This is a genomic window from Streptococcus sp. GMD4S (genome assembly GCF_000296955.1).
Window position 1 is genome coordinate 37,404 of sequence record NZ_AJRE01000031.1, and the last position, 25,398, is coordinate 62,801.

General features: G+C 42.0%; 25 protein-coding genes. 7 read left to right on the forward strand and 18 right to left on the reverse strand.

Features of this window, described 5'->3' with window-relative positions:
- Positions 1 to 10: 10 nt before the first annotated feature.
- The 5 genes from rsgA to GMD4S_RS02200 form a co-directional block, all read right to left on the reverse strand.
- Positions 11 to 889, reverse strand: a complete 879-nt coding sequence (gene rsgA, locus GMD4S_RS02180) for a ribosome small subunit-dependent GTPase A (protein ID WP_008289073.1) — start codon at positions 887 to 889, stop codon at positions 11 to 13.
- A 1-nt stretch (position 890) separates the two neighbouring features.
- Positions 891 to 1,763: a 16S rRNA (adenine(1518)-N(6)/adenine(1519)-N(6))-dimethyltransferase RsmA gene (gene rsmA, locus GMD4S_RS02185; protein WP_001216884.1), complete on the reverse strand. Its 873-nt coding sequence runs from the start codon at positions 1,761 to 1,763 to the stop codon at positions 891 to 893.
- A 186-nt stretch (positions 1,764 to 1,949) separates the two neighbouring features.
- Positions 1,950 to 2,804, reverse strand: coding sequence for an SDR family NAD(P)-dependent oxidoreductase (locus GMD4S_RS02190; RefSeq protein WP_000832168.1), 855 nt, complete (start codon positions 2,802 to 2,804; stop codon positions 1,950 to 1,952).
- Positions 2,801 to 3,379, reverse strand: coding sequence for a ribonuclease M5 (gene rnmV / locus GMD4S_RS02195; protein ID WP_000659978.1), 579 nt, complete (start codon positions 3,377 to 3,379; stop codon positions 2,801 to 2,803). The genes GMD4S_RS02190 and rnmV overlap by 4 nt, the downstream gene beginning before the upstream one ends.
- Complete coding sequence (locus GMD4S_RS02200) at positions 3,376 to 4,152, reverse strand: TatD family hydrolase (RefSeq protein WP_000575652.1); 777 nt, start codon at positions 4,150 to 4,152, stop codon at positions 3,376 to 3,378. The genes rnmV and GMD4S_RS02200 overlap by 4 nt, the downstream gene beginning before the upstream one ends.
- A gap of 150 nt (positions 4,153 to 4,302) precedes the next feature.
- Between GMD4S_RS02200 and GMD4S_RS02205 the strand changes: the two genes are divergently transcribed.
- Positions 4,303 to 6,147, forward strand: coding sequence for an APC family permease (locus tag GMD4S_RS02205; protein WP_000488831.1), 1,845 nt, complete (start codon positions 4,303 to 4,305; stop codon positions 6,145 to 6,147).
- A gap of 181 nt (positions 6,148 to 6,328) precedes the next feature.
- Here the strand turns inward: GMD4S_RS02205 and rpmH are convergent, their stop codons facing one another.
- The 3 genes from rpmH to GMD4S_RS02220 form a co-directional block, all read right to left on the reverse strand.
- Positions 6,329 to 6,463 carry a 50S ribosomal protein L34 gene (gene rpmH / locus GMD4S_RS02210; protein WP_000831905.1) on the reverse strand — a complete coding sequence of 45 codons (135 nt, stop codon included), beginning with the start codon at positions 6,461 to 6,463 and terminating at the stop codon, positions 6,329 to 6,331.
- Positions 6,464 to 6,607: 144 nt separating this feature from the next.
- Positions 6,608 to 7,822 carry a pyridoxal phosphate-dependent aminotransferase gene (locus GMD4S_RS02215; RefSeq protein WP_000666454.1) on the reverse strand — a complete coding sequence of 405 codons (1,215 nt, stop codon included), beginning with the start codon at positions 7,820 to 7,822 and terminating at the stop codon, positions 6,608 to 6,610.
- Positions 7,823 to 7,966: 144 nt separating this feature from the next.
- On the reverse strand, positions 7,967 to 8,266 hold the full coding sequence (locus tag GMD4S_RS02220) for a hypothetical protein (RefSeq protein WP_000651408.1): 300 nt from the start codon (positions 8,264 to 8,266) through the stop codon (positions 7,967 to 7,969).
- A gap of 166 nt (positions 8,267 to 8,432) precedes the next feature.
- On the opposite strand from GMD4S_RS02220, the gene GMD4S_RS02225 reads away from it, so the two are divergent.
- The gene (locus tag GMD4S_RS02225; protein WP_000079162.1) at positions 8,433 to 8,885 is read left to right on the forward strand and encodes a universal stress protein; all 453 of its coding nucleotides are present in this window, start codon (positions 8,433 to 8,435) and stop codon (positions 8,883 to 8,885) included.
- 121 nt (positions 8,886 to 9,006) lie between these two features.
- On the opposite strand, the gene GMD4S_RS02230 is transcribed toward GMD4S_RS02225, so the two are convergent.
- Positions 9,007 to 10,992 carry a CAP domain-containing protein gene (locus tag GMD4S_RS02230; protein WP_000731516.1) on the reverse strand — a complete coding sequence of 662 codons (1,986 nt, stop codon included), beginning with the start codon at positions 10,990 to 10,992 and terminating at the stop codon, positions 9,007 to 9,009.
- A 496-nt stretch (positions 10,993 to 11,488) separates the two neighbouring features.
- On the reverse strand, positions 11,489 to 12,880 hold the full coding sequence (locus GMD4S_RS02235) for a Cof-type HAD-IIB family hydrolase (RefSeq protein WP_000453118.1): 1,392 nt from the start codon (positions 12,878 to 12,880) through the stop codon (positions 11,489 to 11,491).
- Between the two features lie 65 nt (positions 12,881 to 12,945).
- Between GMD4S_RS02235 and GMD4S_RS02240 the strand changes: the two genes are divergently transcribed.
- Positions 12,946 to 13,908: an asparaginase gene (locus GMD4S_RS02240; RefSeq protein WP_001124799.1), complete on the forward strand. Its 963-nt coding sequence runs from the start codon at positions 12,946 to 12,948 to the stop codon at positions 13,906 to 13,908.
- 51 nt (positions 13,909 to 13,959) lie between these two features.
- On the opposite strand, the gene ccpA is transcribed toward GMD4S_RS02240, so the two are convergent.
- On the reverse strand, positions 13,960 to 14,970 hold the full coding sequence (gene ccpA / locus GMD4S_RS02245) for a catabolite control protein A (protein WP_001090635.1): 1,011 nt from the start codon (positions 14,968 to 14,970) through the stop codon (positions 13,960 to 13,962).
- 204 nt (positions 14,971 to 15,174) lie between these two features.
- Here ccpA and GMD4S_RS02250 point away from each other — a divergent pair, with 204 nt between their 5' ends.
- Positions 15,175 to 15,492, forward strand: a complete 318-nt coding sequence (locus GMD4S_RS02250) for a DUF960 domain-containing protein (protein ID WP_000886044.1) — start codon at positions 15,175 to 15,177, stop codon at positions 15,490 to 15,492.
- A 50-nt stretch (positions 15,493 to 15,542) separates the two neighbouring features.
- On the opposite strand, the gene GMD4S_RS02255 is transcribed toward GMD4S_RS02250, so the two are convergent.
- The 7 genes from GMD4S_RS02255 to GMD4S_RS02285 form a co-directional block, all read right to left on the reverse strand.
- Positions 15,543 to 16,826: a hypothetical protein gene (locus GMD4S_RS02255; protein WP_000040986.1), complete on the reverse strand. Its 1,284-nt coding sequence runs from the start codon at positions 16,824 to 16,826 to the stop codon at positions 15,543 to 15,545.
- Complete coding sequence (gene folK, locus GMD4S_RS02260) at positions 16,819 to 17,640, reverse strand: 2-amino-4-hydroxy-6-hydroxymethyldihydropteridine diphosphokinase (RefSeq protein WP_000372498.1); 822 nt, start codon at positions 17,638 to 17,640, stop codon at positions 16,819 to 16,821. Before folK ends, GMD4S_RS02255 begins: the two co-directional genes overlap by 8 nt.
- A gap of 41 nt (positions 17,641 to 17,681) precedes the next feature.
- Entirely contained in the window at positions 17,682 to 18,236 is a 555-nt protein-coding gene (folE, locus tag GMD4S_RS02265; RefSeq protein ID WP_000380931.1) for a GTP cyclohydrolase I FolE, read from the reverse strand.
- Positions 18,217 to 19,539, reverse strand: a complete 1,323-nt coding sequence (locus tag GMD4S_RS02270; RefSeq protein WP_001002329.1) for a bifunctional folylpolyglutamate synthase/dihydrofolate synthase — start codon at positions 19,537 to 19,539, stop codon at positions 18,217 to 18,219. The genes folE and GMD4S_RS02270 overlap by 20 nt, the downstream gene beginning before the upstream one ends.
- A 1-nt stretch (position 19,540) precedes the next feature.
- Positions 19,541 to 20,485, reverse strand: coding sequence for a dihydropteroate synthase (gene folP, locus GMD4S_RS02275; RefSeq protein ID WP_000491578.1), 945 nt, complete (start codon positions 20,483 to 20,485; stop codon positions 19,541 to 19,543).
- 102 nt (positions 20,486 to 20,587) lie between these two features.
- Positions 20,588 to 21,295, reverse strand: a complete 708-nt coding sequence (locus GMD4S_RS02280) for a CPBP family intramembrane glutamic endopeptidase (protein ID WP_000653641.1) — start codon at positions 21,293 to 21,295, stop codon at positions 20,588 to 20,590.
- A gap of 53 nt (positions 21,296 to 21,348) precedes the next feature.
- Positions 21,349 to 22,767, reverse strand: a complete 1,419-nt coding sequence (locus tag GMD4S_RS02285) for an NCS2 family permease (protein WP_000359248.1) — start codon at positions 22,765 to 22,767, stop codon at positions 21,349 to 21,351.
- 187 nt (positions 22,768 to 22,954) lie between these two features.
- On the opposite strand from GMD4S_RS02285, the gene GMD4S_RS02290 reads away from it, so the two are divergent.
- The 3 genes from GMD4S_RS02290 to GMD4S_RS02300 all read left to right on the forward strand — a co-directional run.
- Positions 22,955 to 23,767, forward strand: a complete 813-nt coding sequence (locus GMD4S_RS02290; RefSeq protein ID WP_000162335.1) for a Cof-type HAD-IIB family hydrolase — start codon at positions 22,955 to 22,957, stop codon at positions 23,765 to 23,767.
- A gap of 282 nt (positions 23,768 to 24,049) precedes the next feature.
- Positions 24,050 to 25,039: a PTS sugar transporter subunit IIB gene (locus tag GMD4S_RS02295; protein WP_000021984.1), complete on the forward strand. Its 990-nt coding sequence runs from the start codon at positions 24,050 to 24,052 to the stop codon at positions 25,037 to 25,039.
- Between the two features lie 75 nt (positions 25,040 to 25,114).
- A partial coding sequence (locus GMD4S_RS02300; protein WP_001280316.1) for a PTS sugar transporter subunit IIC occupies positions 25,115 to 25,398 on the forward strand: 284 nt, incomplete at its 3' end.

Consider the following 25,398-nt stretch of genomic DNA (forward strand, 5'->3'; position numbering starts at 1 on the left):
AGGTTTCTCCTTATTTTGGAATTTTTTTACTGACTTTTTTATAGGTTTCTCTGCGATTTTCAATTTCACTGAGAAATTGCAGGTAGTTGTCAAAACGGAAGGATGCAATGATACCCTCTTCGACAGCCGGCTTAACCGCACAGGACGGTTCATGGGTATGGGTACAAGTACGGAATTTACAGTCTCGACTGACACTGGCAATCTCTGGAAAGGCCTGATTGAGGTCTTCAGCCGTTGACACTTCATAATCCAGTGATGAAAAGCCTGGTGTGTCCGCGATTTTACCCCCATTGAGATTGTAAAAACTAACAGCTCGAGTAGTATGGCGACCGCGACCCAGACTGTCTGAGATTTCTCCTGTTTCAAGATTGAGGTCTGGTGCGATTTTATTAAGGAGTGTTGATTTTCCAACACCTGTCTGCCCCATAAAGACCGTCACTTTTCCTGTCAACAAAGGCAGGAGTTCCTCCTTACTGGTCACAAAGTCATAACCAATGGCACGATAGGTTTGTTGATAAAAACTTAATTCTTCGCTATCTTCCAGCAAATCCATTTTGGAAATATAGACGATGGGATGAATGCCCTTGTGTTCCAGAAGAACCAAGAACCGATCCAGCAAATTGCTGTTAAAATCAGGTTCCTTGACGGACATGATCACCACAGCTTGGTCAATATTGACAATAGGCGGACGGACGAGACTGTTTTCCCGTTCATGAATCTTGAGGATATAACCTTCGGAATTTTCCTCTGCAGAAAAATCTACCCAATCCCCAACATAGGGCGTGTGGCCTTTTTTACGAAAATTCCCGCGCGCACGTGTCTGATAGACTTGGTCCTCACTCTCCACATAATAGAAGCCTGCCAAGGCTTTAATGATTTGTCCCTGCATCTTAGAGTCCTTGTCCTTTAAGCGCATCTGAAAGGCTAGCAAATTCTTCCAAGCTAAGTGCTTCCCCACGCACAGATGGAGACAAGCCTGCCTGATCCAAAGCCTTGGTCAACTTTTCCTTGACTTCATCAGTCTTGCCAAAGTAGCCTGTCAGGTTATTCCACAAGGTCTTGCGGCGATGAGTGAAACTAGCCTTGGAAACCTTAAAGAAGAAGTTCTCATCTTCCACTGCTACAGCAGGCTCTGGACGGCGCACCATTTTTAAAATGGCTGAGTCCACGTTTGGGGCTGGCACAAAGACCGTACGAGGCACGATGAAGGCAACCTTAGCTGTCATATAATACTGGACAGCAATCGACAAACTACCGTAAGCCTTGGTGTTGGGTTGGGCTGAGATGCGATCTGCCACTTCTTTTTGCATCATAACCACAAACTCGCTAAAAGGAATGCCACTTTCAATCAAGTGCATGAGAATAGGCGTCGTAATGTAGTAAGGCAAGTTGGCTACCACCTTAATGGGCAGGTCAGGATTTTTGAAATTCTGGATATGCTGGGCCAAGTCAACTTTGAGAATGTCCTCGTTGACTACGGTAACATTGTCAAAATCACGTAAAGTATCTGCCAAAATCGGTACCAAACGGTGGTCAATCTCAAAGGCCATAATCTCTGCCGCACGCTCAGCCAAAAACTCCGTCAAAGCACCAATTCCTGGCCCAATTTCAATGACATTAACCTGGTTATCAATTTCAGCCGTATCCACGATCTTTTGAAGAATATTGGTATCCGTCAGGAAATTTTGCCCGAAGGACTTTTTAAATGTAAAACCGTGACGCTCCAGCACTGCCTTGGTCACGCTATAATCTGCAATTCTCATCTATTCTCTTTTCTATAGTTACTACCTCTATTGTAACACATTCCCCTGGTATTTTGGGAGTGCTTAGCTATTATCATAACTTTCCATCACTTCTTCCACTTCGGCCAAGGTCACTCCAAACAGAGTTAAATATCTGAATTTCTTTCCACTATTGAAGCAGTCCATGAAATTTATTTTTCTCATCCTTTATGGATTGTCTCTTGAGAAAGTCAGGTGCTCAAGCAAAGAATAGAGTTTTTCTTGCTCCTCTTCTTCGTAAGCAGGTGCATTTGCTTTTACTTCCTTGCATTTCTCGTCATACAAAAATCCTTCATAGCGATCTTCTGTAGATAAAGCTGTATAAACTTTGGCCATTTCTTCAGGACTAATCGAAAGTTTTGACTTAATTTTATACAGATTTTTCATAAAAGCGCTGAGGTGATTGTAGCGACGCATATCTACTTTGACATTGGTCACACGGATTGCCTGAACCTTGATACCTTCCCAATGTTCTCGCATATAAAGTGACAACATCAACAAGGCCAGTTTATTTTGATAATAGGTCTTAGCAGGACTGTAATGTTTTTGACCAGATAAATTTTCAAAATCAAGTTTCATGAAAGGATAGAGTATCAGCCCTTGAGAAGAAATATTAATAATCCGACCACTCTCAGACTTTTCTAACAAACCTTTCAACAAGATAGAAAGCAAGAAAGGGGCGGCAACATTGGTCGCAAATTGCTTTTCTAAACCATCCTTAGTCAGGATGGGCTTTTTAACTGACAAATCAAAGTCAGCTGCATTGTTAATTAGAACGTCTAGAAAGTCTTCTTTTTGAATATACTGTTCCGCTGCTTCCCTGACACTCTTCATATCAGATAGATCAACCAAGATATAATCTACATGTGGATTTCCTGTCTGTCGACGAATTTCCTCACAAGCTTGCTCCGCAGCTTCTTCCCGTCTACAAAAGAGAGTTACCGACCAGCCTTTTTCAGCCAACTGTTTAGCAACCTGATAACCAATGCCACTATTGCCACCTGTAATAATCACTCTTTTCATTTCTGACTCCCTTGGACTGAATACTTAGCTATCACCTCTTCCACTTCTGCCAAGGTCACTCCAAACAACTCCAACCGCTTGAGCAGCTGTTTTCCATTGGAATAGCCGATGCGGAGCTGTTCGCCTAGATACTCTCGGCGCCTACGACTGTCTGCTCCCGCCAAGAAACCTAGGCGAATCAAGTCACCACGACTGATGTCAAACTCGTTCTCGTTTTCAAATTGCTCTGTCACCTGAGTCAGCGCTGTTTTTAGATCTTCATAGCTGGCGTGTTCGATTCCCAGAGAACGTCCCTTGGACTTAGATTCGGGAACAGCCTCATCTCGCTTGAGAAAGGCATGCTGTACTGTTGGAATGGCCGTCATAATCATGCGACGAATCCGCTCCCCATTAAAATCTGGATCTGTAAAGACAATGACTCCATGCAGTTCATGCAGGCGCTGAATCCGCTCTATATCCTGGTCATTTATTGCAGAACCTCGTGTTTCATAGGTCTCTACATCAAAGTAACGTTTGAGATTGGCCGTATCATCCCGTCCTTCGACTACGATGACTTGGGAAATTTTTTCTTTCATGATTGTTTTTCCAATCCAAAAATACGCTCTGCATTTGCAGTTGTTACTGCGGCTAACTCCTCAGTCGTCATCCCACGCAAATCCGCAATAAAGTCTATCACATAGCGAGTATAGGCTGTTTTGTTTTCACGGCCACGTTTAGGAACTGGTGCCAAGTAAGGGGCATCTGTCTCTACCAAAATCTTATCCAAAGGTAACTCTTTAGCTGCTTCCTGAACATCTGTCGCCTTCTTGAAAGTCACCACTCCTGAGAAGGAAATCGTCATACCAAGCTCGACAAACTTCTCAGCCCACTCCAGAGAACCTGAAAATGAATGCATGATGCCACCACGAGGGCCGACGCCCTCACTCTTGATAATCTTATAAGTATCTTCCAGCGCATCGCGGGTATGGACCACAAAAGGTAAATCCAAGTCCTTGGACAGCTGAATCTGACGGCGAAAAACCTGCTCCTGTACTTCCTTAGATGCTGTCATCCAGTGATAGTCCAGACCAATCTCCCCCAAGGCAACAACTTTTGGATGTTTTAGTTTTTCCAGCAAGTAAGCTTCGACCTCATCTGTGTATGTCCCTGCTTCAGTCGGATGCCAGCCAATAGTTGCGTAGAGTTGCTCATACCCATCTGCCAACTCTAGGGCCCGTTCAATGGTTGGCTTGTCAAAACCAACAATATTCATCCGCGTCACACCCATCTCAGCAGCCAAGGCGATTTCTTCTGCCTCACGGCCTGTAAATTCTTCCACATTTAAATGTGTGTGCGTATCAAAAATCATCTCTTCTAACCTCATTTTCTTCCATTATTATACCAAAAATAGCATCCCTCGGCTTGTAAAAATATTCTAATACCAATCATTCTCCCTTGACTGCTCTTTTTCAAAGCAGTATAATAACACTTATTGAAATTTTCAGCAAAGGAAAAGAAAATGTTTAGAAAATTAAAATATACCTTTATCGGTCGACCACTCAAGTCTCTCACAGACGGCGAAGGGGGATTGTTGGGAAAAATGCAGGCACTTGCAATGTTATCCAGTGATGCCCTGTCTTCTATTGCCTATGGGCCCGAACAAGTCATTCTCGTATTAGTCAGTCTGTCTCCTCTCGCTATTTGGTGGAGCCTCCCTATTGGTATTTTTGTCCTCTTACTGCTCGCTAGTTTGACCATTTCTTATCGTCAGATCATTCATGCCTATCCTCAAGGTGGAGGAGCTTATATGGTCACTCGGGAAAATCTTTCCCCTGAACTGGGCTTGATTGCAGGAGGCAGTCTCCTTGTTGACTATATGCTGACAGTAGCCGTATCCGTTGCGTCTGGAGCTGATGCTATTACAGCAGCCATCCCTGCCCTCCATCCCTATAATCTTCATATCTCTATTTTCCTAGTCTGCCTGCTCATGCTCTTGAATTTAAGAGGATTGAAAGAATCTGCCAGCTCTCTGATGATTCCCGTCTACCTCTTTATCTTCAGTACCGTCTTTCTCTTGCTTTATGGGTTCTTTCAACTATTTACAGGTTCCCTAAACTATCAGGCGACTTCAACCATTGGGCAAACCGTTCCGAGCCTTTCCATCGTTCTCCTATTAAGAGCCTTTACCAGTGGCTCTGCCTCTCTGACAGGGGTTGAGGCTATTTCAAATGCGGTACCATTTTTCAAAACTCCGAAAGAAAAGAATGCTGCTCAGACCTTGACCATCATGTCCCTCATTTTAGGATTCCTTTTTGCAGGCATTACCTTCCTAAACTACTGGATGGGCATCACTCCTCAAAATGGAGAAACCATCCTCTCGCAAATGGCCAAGGGCATTCTTGGTGATTCATTCTTTGGTCATGCTAGCTACTATCTCTTCCAGTTCTCGACAGCCTTAATTCTAGCTGTAGCTGCAAATACTGGCTTTTCAGCCTTCCCTATGCTGGCATACAATATGGCTAAAAACAAGTACATGCCCCATCTCTTTATGGAAAAAGGGGATCGCCTTGGCTACTCCAACGGTATCTTAACTCTGGCCTTTGGAGCTATGATCCTTCTTCTCATTTTTAATGGGAATACTGAACGCTTGATTCCTCTTTATACTATCGGGGTCTTCGTTCCCTTTGCCCTTTCTCAGACTGGGATGATTCGTCATTGGAAAAAGGAAAAAGGAGCAAACTTCTTAAAACCTGCCTTTGCTAATATCCTTGGGGCCATCATTTGTTATGCTATTGTCCTCATTTTACTCCTCTTCAGACTGGGTGATATCTGGCCTTTCTTTCCAATTATCCTAGTTTTAACTTTCCTCTTTTTGTCCATTCACAGCCATTACCAAAAAGTGGCAAAACAGCTACGACTCTACGAAGGAATTGAAAAACGTACCTACGATGGCAATCTGGTTCTTGTCCTAGTAGGAAATGTTACTCGAGTAAGTGTCGGAGCCATTAACTACGCTCAAAGTATCGGTGACGAAGTGTTAGCCATGCACATTTCTACTAAAGAAACGGCAGAAAAAGACCAAGAAATTCTTCAGGAATTTGCCGATTACTTCCCAAATATCACTCTGAAGAATATCAATACTAGCTACCGCGACATCATCACCCCTAGCGTTAAGTATGTCAAACGAATCGCCCAAGAAGCTAAGCAAAAAAACTACACTGTTACAGTCCTTGTCCCACAGTTTATCCCTAACAAGCCTTGGCAAAATATCCTGCACAATCAAATGAGCCTCAAACTAAAATACGCTCTCAGATGGCACGAAGACGTCGTTGTCGCTAGCTACTCTTATCACTTAAAAGAATAAACAAAAACTCAAAATCAGTAACTTATTTCTGGTTTTGAGTTTTTTTGTATGTGACCTTTAAATGAGCCCTCCATGAGTTTCATCTGAAATGACCGATTTCGTGGACAATGCACTCTTTGAAATCAAAAGAAAAGCCAGTAGACTCGAGTTCCTACTGACTTCTTTGTTGAATTCGTTTGGATTAAGCAGCCAAAACTTTGCGTCCTTTACGACGACGAGCTGCCAATACGCGACGACCGTTTTTAGTTGACATACGGTTACGGAATCCGTGTTTGCGCGCACGACGAAGTTTACTTGGTTGATAAGTACGTTTCACGATGAATACCTCCTCATAGATTTTGTATTCGTTTAGCCGGCTATAAAGTGATCAGTTACTAAACATACTTTACTATTCTATCTGATTCTTACCTATTTGTCAATAGCTCTAAGTAAATGTTTCCTGCTTTTCCCTATGAAAGCCTTATCTACGATACTGACTCAAGAAACGTGTCATCTTTTCTTGGATTTGCGCCAATTCGTCCACACGAGGAAGGTAAACGATACGGAAATGGTCTGGTTCCTTCCAGTTAAAACCACGACCATGAACCAAGAGAACCTTTTCCTGCTTCAAGAAATCAAGAACGAACTGTTCATCATCATCGATGCGGTACATATTGCGGTCAATTTTAGGGAAGATATAAAGACCTGCCTTCGGCTTGACCGCAGACAAACCTGGGATATCTTGAATAGCATTGTAAATGAAGTTTCTTTGCTCATAGATCCGTCCACCAGGAAGGAGCAATTCATCCACTGACTGGTGCCCACCTAGTGAAGTTTGTACGACTTGCTGGGCCAAAACGTTAGAGCAAAGACGCATATTGGACAGCATATTGAGACCTTCGATATAGCCCTTGACATGGTGCTTAGGACCAGACAAGACCATCCATCCTACACGGAAACCAGCGATACGGTGAGATTTTGACAAACCATTCATGCTGACACAGAAAACATCTGGTGCCAAGCTTGCCACAGGCGTATGCACATGCCCATCCATCACCATGCGATCATAAATTTCATCCGCAAAAATGATCAAATCGTTTTGACGGGCAATCTCAATAATCTCCAACAAGAGTTCCTTAGGATAAAGGGCTCCAGTTGGGTTGTTCGGATTGATAAGGACGATTGCCTTGGTATTGGAAGTAATTTTTGACTTAATATCGTCAATATCAGGGTACCACTCTGCAGCTTCATCACAGATATAGTGAACAGCATTTCCCCCAGCTAGGCTGACAGCGGCTGTCCAGAGAGGATAGTCTGGCATAGGCACCAAGACCTCATCGCCATTATCCAAAAGTCCTTGCATGGACATAACAATCAGCTCACTGACACCATTTCCAAGGTAGATATCATCAATGTCTACATTAGGGAATTTCTTCAGTTGGCAATACTGCATGATGGCCTTGCGGGCTGAGAAAATCCCTTTGGAGTCAGAATATCCTTCACTATCACGCGCATTCATAATCAAGTCATGAATGACCTCATCTGGCGCTGTAAAGCCAAATTCTGCTGGATTCCCTGTATTCAGACGTAAAATCTTTTCTCCGTTTGCTCGCATCCGCATAGCTTCTTCCAAAACAGGGCCACGGATATCATAAGCAACATGCTCTAACTTACTAGACTTGTTATATTCTTTCATCTTGTTTCCTCAATTCATCGAGATAGTAACATTATACCACTAGAAAGGGATTGCGACAAGTTTCCTGAAATGAGCAAGCAAAGAAAAAAACTCACAACGACTAAGTTCTCACCATCTAAACAACTAGAATACAGAAGTATTTTCTCACATACCAAAAGACATACCTAGAAAGATCAGCGCTAAAAAGGAATCATACAAAAGATTAAACATGAGAAAGAGCCCCCACGTGACCAGATAGTCCAAGCGACCACTTCTCTTTGCAATCACAAATAAAATGATGTGGTAGACTAAGTGAACGAGAAGAAAACCAACAAATCCTGGATAGAGAACGGGCACGACTCTTTCCAGCTGCCAAAGCATCACTACTTCACCTACAAGTGACGCAAGGATAATTCCATGATAAAAAAAACTTATTTTTTTAGAAGCTTGAACAAAATCTTTCATACTTTCTCATCCCCTCGCTGTCTTTCCTACTAGCTCGTTTTCTTTTATTTTAACATATCTCCACCAAATTGAATCTCCAATAATATTTATTTAAATATGATTTTTACTTTACTTCTTTAGTGAAAAGGGTTACAATAACAGTAAGAAAATTTCAGGAGGTTTCATTATGGCACAACGTTACCAAAATGTTATGGTCGCAATTGATGGTTCTAAAGAAGCGGACTTGGCTTTCGTCAAAGGTGTTTACACTGCTCTACGCAACGAATCCAAGCTCACCATTGCCCATGTTATTGACACACGCGCTCTTCAAAGCGTATCTACCTTTGATGCTGAAGTTTACGAAGAACTCCAAGTCGATGCTGAAAGTCTGATGAAGGAGTACGAAAAGCGCGCAAGAGATGCTGGTGTGACCGATATTCACATCGTCATCGAAATGGGAAATCCAAAAACCCTCCTTGCCCGTACTATTCCAGACGCAGAAAATGTTGATCTGATTCTCGTTGGTGCAACAGGGCTCAATGCCTTTGAACGCCTCTTGGTTGGCTCTTCATCTGAGTACATTCTCCGCCATGCAAAAGTCGATTTGCTGGTCGTGAGAGAAAGTGAAAAAACATTGTAATCATTAAAAAAGGGAGCCTTGAGCTCCTTTTTGTTTGTCCTGATTGGGTCACAAAAAGGCTTTAATCAATTGTTTAAAGCCTCTATCTTATTTAGAAAGTAGTCAATCTCAAAAGATTGAATTATTTGTAACTGTATGCCCAGTAGTATACACCGTTTCCATCAACTACTGCTGCTACAGCTCCTTCAGTGACATTCGGATCGAGAAGCAAGTCTCTCAAACCACTGTTTGCCCATTTCTTAACGACAACAGCAGCATCTTCATCACGACGTCCTACAAAGCCTGTGCTATCGTATTGACGTGAAATTTCATTTACTTTTGGAAGTGCTTGATTTTGATAAATGTCTTCAGACCAAGTCAATTCTTTCAATCCTTGAGCTTTACGCTCTTCATTGATTTTAGCGAAAGCTTCTTTCGCTTTTGAAACATAGTCATAATTTGTATCGTTTGTTGCTTCAACACGGTAAACAAACTTCACATAACCAAATTCTACATCACTGTATTTCTTGTCTTCGACACCACTCTTGAGATTTGCAATCAAGACATAGTCCTTAGCGTATGGGTTTTCTTTCGTCTTCTCAAAGATTTCTGGATCTTCGATTTCCCACTCAACTTTAGCATCCCAACCAGAGTTATCAAGGAACTTAGGATTCATTTTTTCGATGACATAGTTTTTGAACTCTTCAACATTCTTGAATGGCAATGCTTGACCTGCTTTAGCAGTCGTTACCAAGTTAGTTGAGTAAAGTTTCACACTTGAGTTCTTGTCACTGTACATGTACTCGTCATCAGCAGTGTTTTCGTGAAGTTTTGGATCACGAGCTGGATCGTTTGGATCAGTCATCCCTTGAAGTTTCCATTTTCCTCCAAGCCACTTCCAGTATGCTGAGTAACCTGTACGCTCTGAGTTAGATGGTACATAGTAGTAATGTACACTACCGTCGAAGTAGTAGTTTTTATCATTCTTGAGGACTGCATCACCTGGTTTACCTGGTGGGTAAACCAATTTTGGAGTTTGTCCATTTGGTGCCCAAGCCAAGTGTTCCAATCCTTCAGCTGGTTTTTCAACATAATCAGGGATTTGGTTTTCACTTGGTTCATCAGTCGTTACTAAACCTGGCGTTGTTGGGATAGCTGGAGTTGCTGGTGTTGCTGGTTTTGGTTCTACTGGCGTTTCTGTTGATGGCTTGAATGGATCAAATTCACTATCAGCACCATTAATTGGTGGATTTTCTGGTAGGTCAACACTTGGAGTTGCTGGTTGTGCTGGTTGTGCTGGTTGTGGCTCAGTTGGTGTTGTCGGCTCTTCAGGTTTATCACTAGGTGCTGGTGTTGGAGTCTCTGGTTCTGCTGGTGTTGGAGCAGGAACTTCAGGTTGACTTGGTTGTGCTGGCTCAACCGGAGTTGTTGGTTGTTCTGGTTTTGGTTCAGCAGGTGTTGCCGGTTGTGCTAGTGTTGTATCAGCAGAATCTTTCACCAATACCCACTTACCATTTTGGTAGTAGTAATAATCACCATTGTCCAATACATAGTAATGGTACCCATTTTCGTAACGATAGTGAGGATCGTTTTCCAAGTTGTTAGTAGATGAGTTGTTATTACTATTGTTTGTCAAAGGTTTCCACTGACCGTTACGATAAATACGGAAGCTACCATCGTTCATACGGTAGTAGTGATTGCCATTCCAGTAAATATAGTTTTCATCGCTAGCAAGGTTGTTGTAATTATTCCAATAGTTATAACCATAGTAGTTGCTACTGTTGCCATAGCCATAGTAGTTATTCCAATTATTGTAACCGTAGTTGTAACTTGGGTAATAGCTACCATATCCATAGTTATAGCTTGGGTAGTAGCTATTGTAGCCATAGTTATAGCTTGGGTAATAACTATTGTAGCTGTAACTTCTTACAGTATAGTTTGATGTACGGCTACGATTTGCAGTAGTACGGTTAGAAGTACGATTGCTTGAACGACGGCTAGTTCTTGTATAGTAGCTATTATTTCCATTCCAATTGTAAGCAGCGTGAGCTTCACTTGGTGCAAAAGTTGGAAGCATTGTTACAGCTGTTAAAACAGAAGCTGTCAAATAGGTATATTTTTTCTTCATTTCAACCTCTTAATTCTTTAATTTTTAAACTTGAAAATTAAAATAATAAAAATTTGGAAAGCAATTGTGCACAATTTTATAACTAAACCTCAAAGCTAGAGTGAACTCCTCACATCAACTTGTTAACAGGCCTGAAATAAACAAGTTGACTTTCTGCCTTAAAAAAGAGCATATTGTAGTAGCATGAGGATTTTATATTTATTCGCTTTCTGAATTTATTCTAACACATAAACTTTCAAATATCAAATAATTTGACTTGTCTTTTTTTGATGTTTTTTAAAAGAAAAGCTAGATATATCAGTAATATATCTAGCTTTTTAACTATTCTTTGTAAGAAATATAATTTCCTGTTGCTTTATTTTCACTATCTTTTCATTTTTTTCTTTTCTTTTTCTAGTATAAATATGCTAATAATAATTAGTGATATATATAAAATTGTTCGGTTTTTCAGCTCAAAAAATCCCCGAATTTTTCATCCAGGGAAAAGAATTTTCTCTTATTTTTTATTTTTTCTTTCTTTATGTCGCTCATAAGCTTTAAACTGACGTTGTAGTTCCTGTCGAATGGCAGGTTCTGGAGCATATTTTTCTTCCCAGTCTTCTGGTTTTAAAATCTTGTGTGTAACTGGATCAAAATGAGCTTTCCCATCAGGGAAAACCTTCCCCATATTTGCTTCATGGACAATATCAAAAATGCGTTCTGGGTCTACTCCCATCAAAACAAAACTACCGTATGTAAAATACAGTGTGTCAATCAAAGCATCCACTTGACCGACCAAATTTTGCTTAGCAGGTGTCTTTTTCGCCACTTTCTCTGCCGCCTTATCAAGTGCCTCACGCATGCTTGCAAGGGAGTCTTGGAATTCTTCCTCCGAAGAACTTGCTGCGCGAACAAACTCTACTAATTCTTCAATTTTAAAATCTGCGCGGTGGGTTGCACCTTCAGCATCCCATGCCTGTGGCTCTTCTTGAGTTCGTTCATCCATCATGTGGTGGAAGGTCTTGACCTTATTAAAGTGGTAGTCTCGACTGACAAACACTTTTTCTGAAGCCAAAACACCAAAGTGCTCGAGCGCCTTGTGGATACCATCTTGTTGATTACTTGCCGTAATATGCTTAGCAACTTCTTTAACACTGCTACTGCCATTCCCCATAGCAACCGACATACCAACACCCGCCAACATTTCCAGATCGTTGTCTGAATCACCAAAGGCCATGACTTGGTTGAGATCAAAGCCATATTCTTTCCCGACTCGGCGAATGCCTTCTAATTTGGAATTTCCTTGGTTGATGATATCTGCTGCAAAAGGATTGCTTCGAGTTAATTTCAAGTCGTCAAAATCACTTGCTGCCTTCTCAGATTCTTCTGGCGTCATCAGCATCAAAACTTGATAAATGGGTTGATTAATCAAGTTAAGCAGGTCGTCTTCCTTTTGAGGAACTGCCTTGCTAACCATTCGATTAAAGGAACGGCTAACGGTTCTTGTCAGAACAGTCGGAATAAAACGACTAACCAGTTGGGAAAAGGAGCCGAGACCAAATGACATAATTTTCGAACCAACAACGGCATGCTCGGTTCCAAGAGCGATTTCTTTACGCTCCTTTTTAGCGTAAGCAATCAGTTGACGCAGGCTTGACTTAGCAATCGGACTCGCAAAGAGCACCTTTTCTTTATTAAAAATGTATTGGCCATTGTAGGTCACCGCAAAGTCTAGGTCCAAGTCTTCCATCAATTCCTTGACAAAAAACGGCCCTCGTCCTGTCGCTACTCCAACAAGCACTCCTTGCTCTTTGACAATCTTAATCGCGTCCTTAGTGGATTTCAAAACACTCTTGCGATCGTTGACTAGCGTTCCATCGATATCAAAAAAAACAGCCTTGACTTCCATCCTGTCCCATTCTCCCCTTTTGTGTTACAATGATTATACCACATTTCAGAAAGAGTGACTAAATCATGCCTAAGAAAATCCTTGTTTTACATACAGGTGGGACTATTTCCATGCAAGCAGATGCCACTGGTGCCGTTGTAACTAGCCAGGACAATCCCATGAACCATGTTTCCAATCCGCTTGAAGGGATTGAGGTTCATGCCCTAGACTTTTTTAATCTGCCAAGCCCTCATATCAAACCCAAGCATATGCTTGCACTCTATCATAAGATTAAAGAGGAAGCTGATAACTACGATGGAGTTGTCATCACACATGGTACAGATACCTTAGAAGAAACAGCCTACTTCCTTGATACCATGAAAATCCCGCCCATCCCCATCGTTCTAACCGGGGCCATGCGTAGTTCAAACGAACTTGGTAGCGACGGTGTTTATAACTATCTGAGCGCTTTACGAGTTGCCAGCGATGATAAAGCAGCCGACAAGGGTGTGCTGGTCGTCATGAACGACGAGATTCATGCAGCAAAGTATGTTACCAAAACTCATACGACCAACGTCAGCACCTTTCAAACCCCAACACATGGACCACTTGGCCTCATCATGAAGCAAGAAATCCTCTACTTTAAAACGGCTGAACCTCGTGTCCGCTTTGATCTTGAGCATATTCAAGGTCTAGTTCCCATCATCTCAGCCTATGCCGGTATGACAGACGAGCTGATCGATATGTTAGACTTGGAACAGCTGGATGGCTTAGTCATTCAGGCTTTTGGAGCAGGCAATGTTCCCAAAGAAACAGCTCAAAAGTTGGAAAATCTCCTCCAAAAAGGAATCCCAGTCGCCTTGGTCTCACGTTGTTTTAATGGCATTGCTGAACCTGTTTATGCCTACCAAGGTGGGGGGGTTCAATTGCAAGAGTCTGGCGTTCTCTTTGTCAAAGAACTCAACGCTCAAAAAGCTCGCCTCAAATTATTAATTGCCCTTAATGCTGGATTAAAAGGACAAGCCTTAAAAGACTATATGGAAGGCTAATCCTCTTCTCTAGAAAGCAAATCAGGAAATCTCACGATTTCCTGATTTTTTCTATTTACGTTTTCGTGTAGAGCGGCGTTCTGTCAAACCATGAGGTAAGAGAACTTCACGTTCTTCCAATTCTTCCTTATGCATAATCTTAGTCAACATACGCATGCTGATAGCACCTAAGTCATAAAGAGGTTGGGCAATAGTAGTCAAGTTTGGACGAGTGAATCGTGCAATCTGAGAGTCATCTGTCGTAATGATTTCAAACTCTTCTGGTACAGACACACCGTGGTCAGCCAAACCATTTAGGACACCTGCTGCCAATTCATCGCCTGTTACAACTGCGGCTGTAGCTTGTGATGAAATCAAGCGTTCTGCCAAGGCATAACCATCATCATAGCTGTATTTTGATTCAAAGACCAATCCCTCGCTATAAGAATGTCCAGCTTTTTTCAAGGCTTCCTTGTAACCAATCAAACGAACCTTGCCATTGATATCATCGACGAGTGGTCCACTCACAAAAGCAATTTTCTCGTTTTCTTTGAGAAGGTAGCTCACGGCATCAATCGTTGCTTGTTTGTAGTCAATATTCACACTTGGAAGTTGGTGTTCTACATCCACAGTACCGGCAAGAACAACCGGTGTCCGTGAACGAGAGAATTCTGAACGAATCTTTTCAGTCAAGTGATAGCCCATAAAGATAATCCCATCGACTTGTTTTGAAAAGAGAGTGTTAACCACTGAAACTTCCTTTTCATCATCCTCATCACTATTTGCTAGGACAATGTTATACTTGTACATTTCAGCAATGTCGTCAATCCCCTTAGCAAGTGTTGAGAAATAACCATTGGTAATGTTAGGAATCACAACTCCGACTGTCGTTGTTTTCTTGCTAGCCAAACCACGTGCTACCGCATTTGGACGATAGTCCAAGCGATCAATCACTTCTAGGACTTTTTTTCGAGTGTTCTCTTTAACATTCTTGTTGCCATTAACGACACGGCTAACTGTTGCCATTGAAACTCCTGCTTCACGGGCGACGTCATAAATCGTTACTGTATCATCTGTGTTCATTCCGTTTCCTTTCTATAATGAAAATTTCGCTTTCACGCATCTACTTACTCCATTTTATCACTTATTGTAAACACTTTCAAGTATTTTTTAGAGAAACTTTGAAAAAATTTCACAGTTTATTCCCATTTTGAAAAAGCAATTACGATTTCTTGATTTTTAAGACATTTTGCTGTATGATAAGGAAAATAAAAGGGGGATGAAAACATGGCTTTTACAAATACACAGAGACGTTCCGCTAGTTTTGGTGTCGTGACCAGCCTACCTGACGATGTCATTGACTCTTTATGGTATATTATCGATCATTTCCTAAAAAATGTCTTTGAATTAGAAGAAGAGCTTGAGTTTCAACTGCTCAACAATAAGGGGACCATCACCTTCCATTTTTCTAGCCAGCACCTTCCGACTAGCATCGATTTTGATTTCAATCATCCTTTCGATCCGCTTTACCCTCCTAGGGTCCTTATTTTAGACTTGGACGGCAGAGAAACCATCCTCCTTCCAGAAGAAAATGACCTATTTTAAAAACTCTAGCTTCTTGGCACAAACTGCTGAGGAACTAGAGTTTTCTTTTTCTAATAAATAGAGCGACTGACAACTAGACCATTTGGTTTTGTATACTCTAAGTCAAGGTAATCCTGATAAGTCCCTGGCACAATGAAACCTTGGGGACTCAATATATCAGTCCCAGCTTTTCCCACGATAGAGTCTGCCAGCAAAACACAATTGGTACTGAGAACAAAGTAGGTCTTAAACTCGGATGAACTGAATTTATAGAGGGTCGCATCTGCTTCTTGTTTCAGTTGGTAGGAGTAGGTATGCTTTACCTCGCCCTCTCTTCTTTTCATCAACTGTGAACTTGGTTCCCAAGGAATTAACAGGTCTTCTATCTCCTCTAGACGAGCTTGGATGGCTGCTTTCTGTTGGTCCGTCAAACTCAGACCATAAGCAAACAAGGTCTTCTGACTTTCCCTCTTACAGAGCTCGATGTATTTTTCCCGATTGGCCTTAAACAAAACACCATCTCCAACCATGCCGAACAAACGCTCCGAGTGGGGATCATACGAACCATAGGAAATAACCTTCCCTTGATAACAAATATCCACATGTCCCATAGCGAGGAAGAAGGATGTTTCTGAGGTATGAATAAAAATTTCTAGATCAACTACCTGATCGTTTTTTCTTTCTGAATGAACTTCCCCTTCTTGACTTTCATGATTTGACAGCCACTCATTCAATTTGCGCAAGGTGCTGATAGGGATCAAAGCCGTCACAAAGATCGGCAAAGTCATTCGCATTCGTCGTTTTAGCTTGGGATTGTTTTCTATCCTTTCAAAAAAGAAACCGTCCCGGAGGCTACTGGCTCCTAGCATGAGCAAGTAAAACCCAAGCAAGAGCAATTCAAAATTCGCTGCATCGTGAAAAGGAGAGATGCTATAAAGACCGAATCCTATCATCCATACAGCATCGAAGAGATGATGGAGCCGAGGATGAATGGCATTTTTTTGATAGAGAGACCAAGTCACAAGGCTAATGATGCCCGTAAACAGCTGATAGCTCGCAATGATAAAAACCAGGAGATAGAGGGCGAGGTCTTGCAAGATGATAGAGTCAAATACAAGAGCCGCAACCACCAGCTTGCCCAAGGTTACAAAGATATTTTCCCGACGTTTTTTATCCTGAAACCAGCGAGTCAACAAGTGCCAAACTGCTGACAAGGAAAAATAGCCCATCAGCAACTGGTACCCCATTCGCGGAATAACTTGTCCAAAACGAATCAAGAGAAGCCCTAAAACAATAGCAAGTAGTCCCTCCCCGATACTCTTCCACTTGCTATAGGTCTCGGAAAGCTTAGACATTTCCTTGCTCCAACTGGTCAACCAAGTATCGAATTGGTTGTTTTAAGATTGGATGGATAAAATGGGGAGCTATTTCCGCTAACGGTTCAAGGACAAAGAGGCGCTCTGCTATATAAGGATGAGGCAAGATGAGGTCGTCTGTATAAATGACCTGATCCTCCACAAAAAGCAGGTCCAAATCAATCAAACGCGGTCCCCAATGCACCTCTCGAACCCGTCCCATCTCGGACTCAATTGCTAACAAGGTCTCTAATAAGACTGATGCTGGAAGCCAGGTTTCTACTTCAATCACCTGATTGGCAAAGCTATCTTGTTCCACACCACCCCAAGGCTCCGTCGCCAAGACACTGGACTCTTTGAGAATATGGATACCTCGAGTCCGCAGTTTATCAATAGCTTGTTCCAAGTTCGCTTTCTTGTCTCCCATATTACTTCCTAGAGCGATAAAGGCCCGCTGCTTACGACGGTGAATGGTCACCGAGCAGGTATCTAACGGTAAATGCACTGGCGCCCACGGTTTTTTTAGTTCCAACTCAATCTCTTGGACAAGAGGATAGCTCTCAAAGGTACGTTCAACGAGTTTGTAGGCTACCGTCTCAATCAAGTCCTCAGCACTTTCCTGAAACCAGGTCGTCCACTGCTGACACAATTCTCCGTAATGGACAGAAGCTGTCAAATCCAAGTCTGTCGCCGCCTTGGTCATATCATAAGATAAGCTTGCGGAAATAACAAACTTCTGCCCCAATTCCTTCTCACTAGGGAAAAGACCATGATAGGCAAAAATTTCCAAATCTTTAATCTGCAGTTGATCCATAACTAGTCCTTTCTAGAAAAATCCGCTTAAAGCGGATTCTTTTATAGTCCCATTAAACGATAAGCCTGGTCTCGGAGGTCTTTATCTGTTTCAAATAGACCACGAGCTACTGTCGTCAAGGTTGCCGTGCCTGGCTTTCTAACACCACGCATACTCATACACATATGTTCCGCCTCAATGACAACAAAGGCTCCCTTAGCCCCCAGATAGTCCATCAAGGCATCGGCCACTTCGATATTTAACCGCTCTTGAATTTGTGGTTTTTTCGAATAAACTTCAACCGTACGGGCTAGCTTAGACAGGCCTGCCACACGACCATCTGGAATGTAGGCAATGTGCGCTCTCCCATAAAAAGGCAGAAAGTGGTGCTCACACATAGTGTGGAAAAAGATATCCTTTTCTACCACCATATTATCATCAATAATCTCAAAGGATTTTGACAAGTGTTCCTCAGCAGTTTGGCCAAGACCTGAAAAAATCTCTTGGTACATACGGGCTACACGAGCAGGTGTTTCCTGCAAGCCCTCGCGGTTAGCGTCCTCACCAACAGCCTCGATAATCATTTTTACAGCCGTTTCAATCTTTTGTGTATCCATTCTCGTTCTTCCTCTCCATCAGATAGGCTCTCACTTGGCTCAAGAAATACAAGGAACCTGTGATAATCCTAACTGTTTGTTTCTCTTCATTTTTATCTGTCAATTTCTGCTCTAGAAAATCCTGCCAACTTTGGTAATTGAGATTTCTAGACTTGGCTGTCTCTTTCAGCACGCTTTCATCCGTCGCCCGACTATCGTCAAAATGGGTTAAAGTCAATTGACTACCTGGCACCGTTTCTAGCAAATCCAGCATATCCTCCAAAGCCTTGGTTTTAATACACGTAAAGAGGATTTCCTTATGATAATCCGCAAAGCGTTCTTGCAAGTTTGCTAATAAAGCCTTGATAGCATGAGGATTGTGGGCCCCATCCAAAAGCAACAATGGGTCGCTAGACATGACCTCCAAACGCCCTGCCCATCTGGTCTCTTTCAAAGCTTGAGCAATTAAGTCATTACTTGCCAACTCCCGCCCATCTTCTTGACAAAAAGTATCAAGTAAAGCTATGGCCATCCCCGCATTCTCTATCTGGTGTAAACCAAGCAGGCCTGTCTGGAAGCGACCTTGTCTGACAGCACTTGTATAGTCAAAGACCTCACCTGTCACTACACTTTCTTGATAACAAACCTGATAATCTGTCCCATAGGCAAGTCTCGGTGCATGTTTCCCTTCCGCAATGCGGTCGATAACGGCCAAGACTTCTGGAGCTATACGACCTGTCACTAAAGGAACACCTTGCTTAATGATTCCAGCCTTCTGTTCTGCTATGGCTTCCAAGGTGTCACCAAGTAGGGCTACATGGTCCAAACCAATGGTCGTAATCCCTGTCAAAATTGGCTGACAAACATTAGTACTATCCAAAAGACCACCCATGCCGACTTCCATGATAGCCACATCTACTTGCTCTAAGGCAAAGTAATCATAAGCTAGAGCTGTGATAATCTCAAACTCGGTTGTTCCCTGCAAATTGTCAGCCGATTCTCCCTCAAGCAACGACTGATAGTCTGCCATGAGGGCTTCTAGCCTAGCCTCGGGGATAGATTCCCCATTGATGCTAATCTGATCTGTATAATGAATGAGATAGGGCGAGCTGAACACCCCTACTCTCAGGCCTAGCTTTTCCAGCATCTCTTTCAAAAAAGCAATGGTCGAACCTTTACCATTTGTTCCGCCGATATGGATAACCTTGAGTTTGAGATGGGGATTGCCACGTAAAGCTAGGAGTTCTACCATTCGCTCCAAACCAAAATGTGGTTGGTCCGTCCGGTAGTGGGCAATCCACTGATTGTTTTCAATTTCGTTCATCTTACTTATATTGTTTTAAATCTAGATTTTCTGCATCATCTGCCAAACGAATGGCTGACGCAATTTCAACTGCCATCCTGTGACTGGCAACATCGTGCACGCGCACCACTTCCACACCCTGTCTCGCAGCGATACTGGTTACATGAGCCGAAGCGGTGTCCCGATTTCGGAAACCGACTTCCGTCTCAGGATTGACTTCAAAGCCATTCTCCTCAAGGATATTGATAACAAACCGCTTGCGCGAAACACCAAGAAAGATTGGATAGCCCTGCTGATGCAATTTATCAAGGTCCCGTAGAAGAAGTAGATTTTCCTTCTTGGTGAGACCAAAACCAATTCCCGGATCCAGCAAAATGTTTTCTCTTGCTATCCCAGCTTGATTGGCTCTCGCTAGTGCTCGTTCAAAGAAAGCCTCCATCAAGTCTTCGATTGGCATTTTTTCAAAGTCAGCTAACTCTTCCTCTGTAAAAGCTTGCCCAAAACCAAAATGAGGAAATATGAGCGAACTAGGGTGCTGAGGTCGAGCCATGACTGGATTAAACATGATGACTACTTTCGCACCAGCCTTAGCAACCACATCCGCCATTTTCTCATCTCCCATGAGACCCGTAATGTCATTTACCAGATTGGCACCAGCAGCCAAAGCAGCCTCTGCCACCTGACTTTTCCAAGTATCGATGGAAATGAGAACATCACTTTCCTCACAGATAGCTTTAATCACTGGAACAACACGCTGGATTTCCTCTTCTATCTCAACATAGCTACTGCCCGGCCGAGTCGATTCTCCACCGATATCAAGCATGCTAGCTCCTTCAGCTATCAATTTACGGGCTTGCTGAAGCGCCTGGTCAACAGCAAAAAACTGACCACCATCCGAAAAGGAATCTGGTGTTACATTGATAATTCCACAAATAGCTGTTTTTGCCTGACTAGCTTTACTGAACATAAGGTCACTCCTCAAGGTTTTTCACCACATTATTTCTCTATTTTACCATAAAAAGAAAAAGATGGATACGCTAGTATTCATCTTTTCCAAGCGGCTAATGGTTTAGAATGATAGACCTAGATTTCTACTAATCAATACCAATAAGGCCAACAAACAAAATGCAATACCATTGAGAATCATATGAAGCAAAATGGACATCTCCAAACGCTCAGTCTTATAGGCTGTCCAAGTCAAAACCGTTGACATTCCTCCATAAATAATCACAGAAGGTAGATTGGTTGGCATATGAAGCAAGGCAAAGACGATTGCACCAACAATAAAACCTAGTTTTTCTTTTCCGCGGAAGATCTTTTTTGGAATAATCCCACGACACAAAATTTCTTCACAAATCGGCGCAATCAAGACTAGTAGGAAGAAAGTTGAAATCAAGGAACTATTCTGAACCAAACCATTCAGTATTGATTGGTTACTGGTTGTTACCTCATTTGTTAGTCGAAGCAGTAGTGAACCCAAGAGATTTGTCGCAAAAATCACCAGATAACTCAGTACCAAGCGAGCCAAGTCTTTTGCCTTAAAAAAGGATAGATTAAAAGTAGCAAGTTGTGTTTTTCGTGCACCAATAATGAATACAATCAAAACGACTATGGATAGAGCACCTACTAAGAGCCCTGACTGTAAAATCGGAAACTGTTTGTTTGCTAAAAACAAAGCAAGTCCTATGGGAAATTGAGATAGAACAAAAGCTACCAAAAGGATGATCACCCATTTCCCTCTGTTTAAAACCTCTTGCCAAATCGTCTTATCTTTCATGATGTACCTCCTTATAAGAAAAAGGGGAGACTCCCCTTTTTCTATTATACCATTTATAGCGCCATACTGATATAGTTAAGGATAAACAAGGCATCCAAAATCCAAATCATCACGTGCACATCCTTGGCTTGACCTTTGACAACTTTTGTCAAGGTATATGTCAAGAAACCAACAGCAATCCCTTGTGTGATAGAGTAGCTGAATCCCATAAAGATAGATGTGAAGAAGGCAGGAACCGCTTCAGCCATATCATCCCAAGGGATATTTTTCAAGTTAGAAAGCATCATGATTCCGACGATGATCAAAATTGGTGCTGTTGCAGCTGTCGGAACAATCGCTAGAAGTGGGCTAAAGAAGCTAGATAGAGCAAAACAGATCGCAACCACTAGGGCTGTCAAACCAGTACGTCCACCAGCACCGATACCAGCCGCAGATTCAACATAGGTCGTAACGTTTGAAGTACCTGCAATGGCACCTACCGAAGTTGCCACCAAGTCAGAGTATAGAGCCTTGTCCAATTTAACTGACTCATGGTTTTCCCCACTTGTCGCAACGATACCAACTTTTTCACCAGTACCGATAAGAGTACCGATTGTATCAAAAATATCCGTTAGTGAGAAGGCAAGAATAGCCATCAAGGTTTCTGGTAAACGTGAAGTGTTTGAAATCAAAGATCCTAAACCTTCTGAACCCAGAGCAGCACCAAACAAAGTTCCTAGATCATTAACCGCTGATGAAAGGTTGTTGCTAGCAAAGTCAATCGCTGACAAATTCACAACTTTAACGGCAATGGCAAGGACAGTCGTTGTTAAAATAGAAAGAATAATTCCACCTTTGATGCCTTTAACTACAAAGAAAATGGTAATAGCCAGACCTGCAAGAGCCACCAATACTGCTGGAGTATTGAAGTCTACCAATCCTGGAACGGCCGCTGAGTTTGCAGTAAGTGCAGCTTGAGCCTTGTCCGCTCCTTCACCTGCTACCGTATAAGTACCTGGATCGATTGAGAATTTCAAGAGACCGGCATTCTTAATCCCAACATAGGCAAGGAAAACACCAATACCAGCCGAAATAGCTGAACGAAGTGTTGTTGGAATAGATTCGATGATCATTTTACGAACATTTGTTAAGGTAATAATCAGTGAAATAATTCCACAAATGAAGACCATACCAAGAGCCTCTTTCCAAGTATAGCCCATCCCAAATACAACTGTAAATGTAAAGAAGGCATTTAGTCCCATACCTGGTGCTTGTGCGTACGGCAAATTAGCATAGAAAGCCATCATCAAAGTACCTACTACAGAACCGATAATCGTTGCCAAGAACACACCTTGAACAGGCATACCCGTTTGGGAAAGCATTTGAGGGTTTACAAAGAGAATATAACTCATTGCAAAGAATGTTGTTAAACCAGCAAGCACCTCTGTACGGACATCTGTCCCGTGCTCTTTTAGTTTAAATAGTTTGTCCATCTTTAATCTCCTTTTGTTTTTTACGAACAATATTAGTATTATATCATTTATCATTCACCTTTTCAATATGTTTGTTTGATTTATTTAATAAATCAAAGCAACTGTAGTTTTTGTTCTTATCTGCTTTTCTTCCTTCTTTTTGATATAATAGTAGACATCTTATCTGGAAACGACTAGGAAGGTTTATATGACTAAAAAAATTATCGCAGTCGATTTGGACGGAACCCTGCTAAATAATGAAAGCAAGCTCTCCGATTTCACCAAAGAGACGATCAAAAAAATTTCAGAAAAAGGACACCATGTCATCATCACGACAGGCCGTCCGTATCGTATGGCAAAAGACTTCTATCGTGAGCTAGAATTGCATACTCCCATGATTAACTTTAATGGTTCCCTTACCCATCTACCAGGAAAGGCTTGGGAGCATGAAAAGTGCTTGACCTTGGACAAAAAATACCTCCTAGACATGGTCAAGCGCACGGAGGACATCCAGGCTGACTTTATTGCAGGAGAATATCGAAAAAAGTTCTATATCACGACTCCGAATGAAGAGATTGCGGATCCTAAACTATTTGGCGTAGAGAACTTCCGGCCGGAAAATCAATTCAAACCCGAACGAGTAACCAAAGATCCCAACTGCATCCTCTTGCAAACAAGGGCTGAAGACAAATACGCTTTAGCAGATGAAATGAATCGTTTTTATCAGCACCAACTAGCTATCAATACCTGGGGTGGTCCCCTCAACATCCTCGAGTGTACTCCCAAAGGTGTAAACAAGGCATTTGCTCTAGAGTACTTGCTCAATGTGATGAATCGTGATAAAAAAGACTTAATCGCCTTTGGTGATGAGCATAATGACACTGAAATGTTGGCATTTGCAGGCAAGGGATATGCTATGAAAAACGCCAATCCTGCTCTTCTTCCATATGCAGACGAACAACTTCCTCTGACCAACGAAGAAGATGGAGTTGCCCACGCTTTACAAAATTTATTCCTATAAAAGGGAAGATTGCATGGTCGCAATCTTTCCTTTTTGTTTTCATTCTGTTTTCACAAAAGCACCTCGTTTTCTGTATTTTTATATTAAATTTTCTATCGCCATTTTCACTTACCTCTCAAAACTATTGATATATTAATATTTTTAAAAAGTCATTTTATGAAAACTTTTACATCTTTTTAGAAAAAGTAGTTGATTTTTATATGAAAACGGTTTATACTTAAAGTTAGGCTTAAAGTTTTCTTAAACATACAGTCAAACATTTTATAAGGAGGAATGACAATAATGAGTATCGGAATCATTATTGCGAGCCACGGCGAATTTGCTGCGGGTATTCATCAGTCAGGATCTATGATCTTTGGTGAACAAGAAAAGGTTCAAGTTGTAACCTTTATGCCAAATGAAGGTCCAGATGACCTTTACGCTAAATTCAACAACGCTGTGGCTGCATTTGACGCAGAAGATGAGGTTCTAGTATTGGCTGACCTTTGGAGTGGATCTCCATTCAACCAAGCTAGCCGCGTAATGGGAGAAAATCCAGAACGTAAGTTTGCCATCATCACAGGACTGAACTTGCCGATGTTGATCCAAGCCTACACAGAGCGCCTTATGGACGCGAATGCAGGTGTGGATAAAGTCGCTGCGAATATCATTAAAGAAGCCAAAGATGGCATCAAGGCTCTTCCAGAAGAGCTTAACCCAGTTGAGGAAGTTGCAACTGCTGCAGCTGCTCCAGTTTCACAAGCTGCTATTCCAGAAGGAACAGTTATCGGTGACGGTAAACTGAAAATCAACCTTGCTCGTCTAGACACTCGTCTCCTTCACGGTCAGGTTGCCACTGCTTGGACTCCAGATTCAAAAGCAGATCGTATCATCGTTGCTTCAGACAACGTTGCAAACGACGAGTTGCGTAAAGAATTGATCAAACAAGCAGCTCCTAATGGAGTAAAAGCCAACGTTGTCCCAATCCAGAAATTGATCGACGTTGCAAAAGACCCACGTTTCGGAGAAACTCATGCCCTTATCTTGTTTGAAACTCCACAAGATGCACTTCGTGCTATCGAAGGTGGCGTGCCAATCAAGACCCTTAACGTTGGTTCTATGGCTCACTCAACAGGTAAAACAATGATTAACAACGTTTTGTCTATGGACAAAGAAGACGTTGCAACCTTTGAAAAATTGCGTGACCTCGGTGTTGAATTTGACGTACGTAAAGTACCAAACGACACGAAAAAAGATTTGTTTGACTTGATTAAGAAAGCAAATGTTCAATAATGTTAATCTGTTTCTATCATTTTTGAAAACAGGATTAAATACTTTATTAAAACTAAATAGAAAAGGAATAAAACCATGTCAGATATTTCAATCATTTCTGCTATCTTGGTTGTAGTTGTTGCCTTCCTTGCAGGTCTTGAAGGTATCCTCGACCAATTCCAATTCCATCAACCAATCGTCGCATGTACCCTTATCGGACTTGCAACTGGTAACCTCGAAGCAGGTGTTATGCTTGGTGGATCTCTTCAAATGATCGCCCTTGGTTGGGCAAACATCGGAGCTGCCGTAGCTCCTGACGCTGCTCTTGCATCTGTTGCTGCAGCAATCATCTTGATCAAAGGTGGTAACTTTACTACTGA

What these genes read in the sequence shown, in the direction of transcription:
- GMD4S_RS02285 (WP_000359248.1), bottom strand. Translation starts at nt 22,767, where the DNA reads ATGGACAAACTATTTAAACTAAAAGAGCACGGGACAGATGTCCGTACA.
- GMD4S_RS02190 (WP_000832168.1), bottom strand. Translation starts at nt 2,804, where the DNA reads ATGAAAAGAGTGATTATTACAGGTGGCAATAGTGGCATTGGTTATCAG.
- GMD4S_RS02240 (WP_001124799.1), top strand. Translation starts at nt 12,946, where the DNA reads ATGCCTAAGAAAATCCTTGTTTTACATACAGGTGGGACTATTTCCATG.
- GMD4S_RS02225 (WP_000079162.1), top strand. Translation starts at nt 8,433, where the DNA reads ATGGCACAACGTTACCAAAATGTTATGGTCGCAATTGATGGTTCTAAA.
- GMD4S_RS02255 (WP_000040986.1), bottom strand. Translation starts at nt 16,826, where the DNA reads ATGTCTAAGCTTTCCGAGACCTATAGCAAGTGGAAGAGTATCGGGGAG.
- GMD4S_RS02235 (WP_000453118.1), bottom strand. Translation starts at nt 12,880, where the DNA reads ATGGAAGTCAAGGCTGTTTTTTTTGATATCGATGGAACGCTAGTCAAC.
- GMD4S_RS02250 (WP_000886044.1), top strand. Translation starts at nt 15,175, where the DNA reads ATGGCTTTTACAAATACACAGAGACGTTCCGCTAGTTTTGGTGTCGTG.
- ccpA (WP_001090635.1), bottom strand. Translation starts at nt 14,970, where the DNA reads ATGAACACAGATGATACAGTAACGATTTATGACGTCGCCCGTGAAGCA.
- rsmA (WP_001216884.1), bottom strand. Translation starts at nt 1,763, where the DNA reads ATGAGAATTGCAGATTATAGCGTGACCAAGGCAGTGCTGGAGCGTCAC.
- GMD4S_RS02220 (WP_000651408.1), bottom strand. Translation starts at nt 8,266, where the DNA reads ATGAAAGATTTTGTTCAAGCTTCTAAAAAAATAAGTTTTTTTTATCAT.
- GMD4S_RS02280 (WP_000653641.1), bottom strand. Translation starts at nt 21,295, where the DNA reads ATGAAAGATAAGACGATTTGGCAAGAGGTTTTAAACAGAGGGAAATGG.
- folP (WP_000491578.1), bottom strand. Translation starts at nt 20,485, where the DNA reads ATGTTCAGTAAAGCTAGTCAGGCAAAAACAGCTATTTGTGGAATTATC.
- GMD4S_RS02230 (WP_000731516.1), bottom strand. Translation starts at nt 10,992, where the DNA reads ATGAAGAAAAAATATACCTATTTGACAGCTTCTGTTTTAACAGCTGTA.
- rnmV (WP_000659978.1), bottom strand. Translation starts at nt 3,379, where the DNA reads ATGAAAGAAAAAATTTCCCAAGTCATCGTAGTCGAAGGACGGGATGAT.
- GMD4S_RS02290 (WP_000162335.1), top strand. Translation starts at nt 22,955, where the DNA reads ATGACTAAAAAAATTATCGCAGTCGATTTGGACGGAACCCTGCTAAAT.
- folK (WP_000372498.1), bottom strand. Translation starts at nt 17,640, where the DNA reads ATGGATCAACTGCAGATTAAAGATTTGGAAATTTTTGCCTATCATGGT.
- GMD4S_RS02295 (WP_000021984.1), top strand. Translation starts at nt 24,050, where the DNA reads ATGAGTATCGGAATCATTATTGCGAGCCACGGCGAATTTGCTGCGGGT.
- GMD4S_RS02270 (WP_001002329.1), bottom strand. Translation starts at nt 19,539, where the DNA reads ATGAACGAAATTGAAAACAATCAGTGGATTGCCCACTACCGGACGGAC.
- GMD4S_RS02215 (WP_000666454.1), bottom strand. Translation starts at nt 7,822, where the DNA reads ATGAAAGAATATAACAAGTCTAGTAAGTTAGAGCATGTTGCTTATGAT.
- GMD4S_RS02205 (WP_000488831.1), top strand. Translation starts at nt 4,303, where the DNA reads ATGTTTAGAAAATTAAAATATACCTTTATCGGTCGACCACTCAAGTCT.
- rsgA (WP_008289073.1), bottom strand. Translation starts at nt 889, where the DNA reads ATGCAGGGACAAATCATTAAAGCCTTGGCAGGCTTCTATTATGTGGAG.
- GMD4S_RS02200 (WP_000575652.1), bottom strand. Translation starts at nt 4,152, where the DNA reads ATGATTTTTGATACGCACACACATTTAAATGTGGAAGAATTTACAGGC.
- folE (WP_000380931.1), bottom strand. Translation starts at nt 18,236, where the DNA reads ATGGATACACAAAAGATTGAAACGGCTGTAAAAATGATTATCGAGGCT.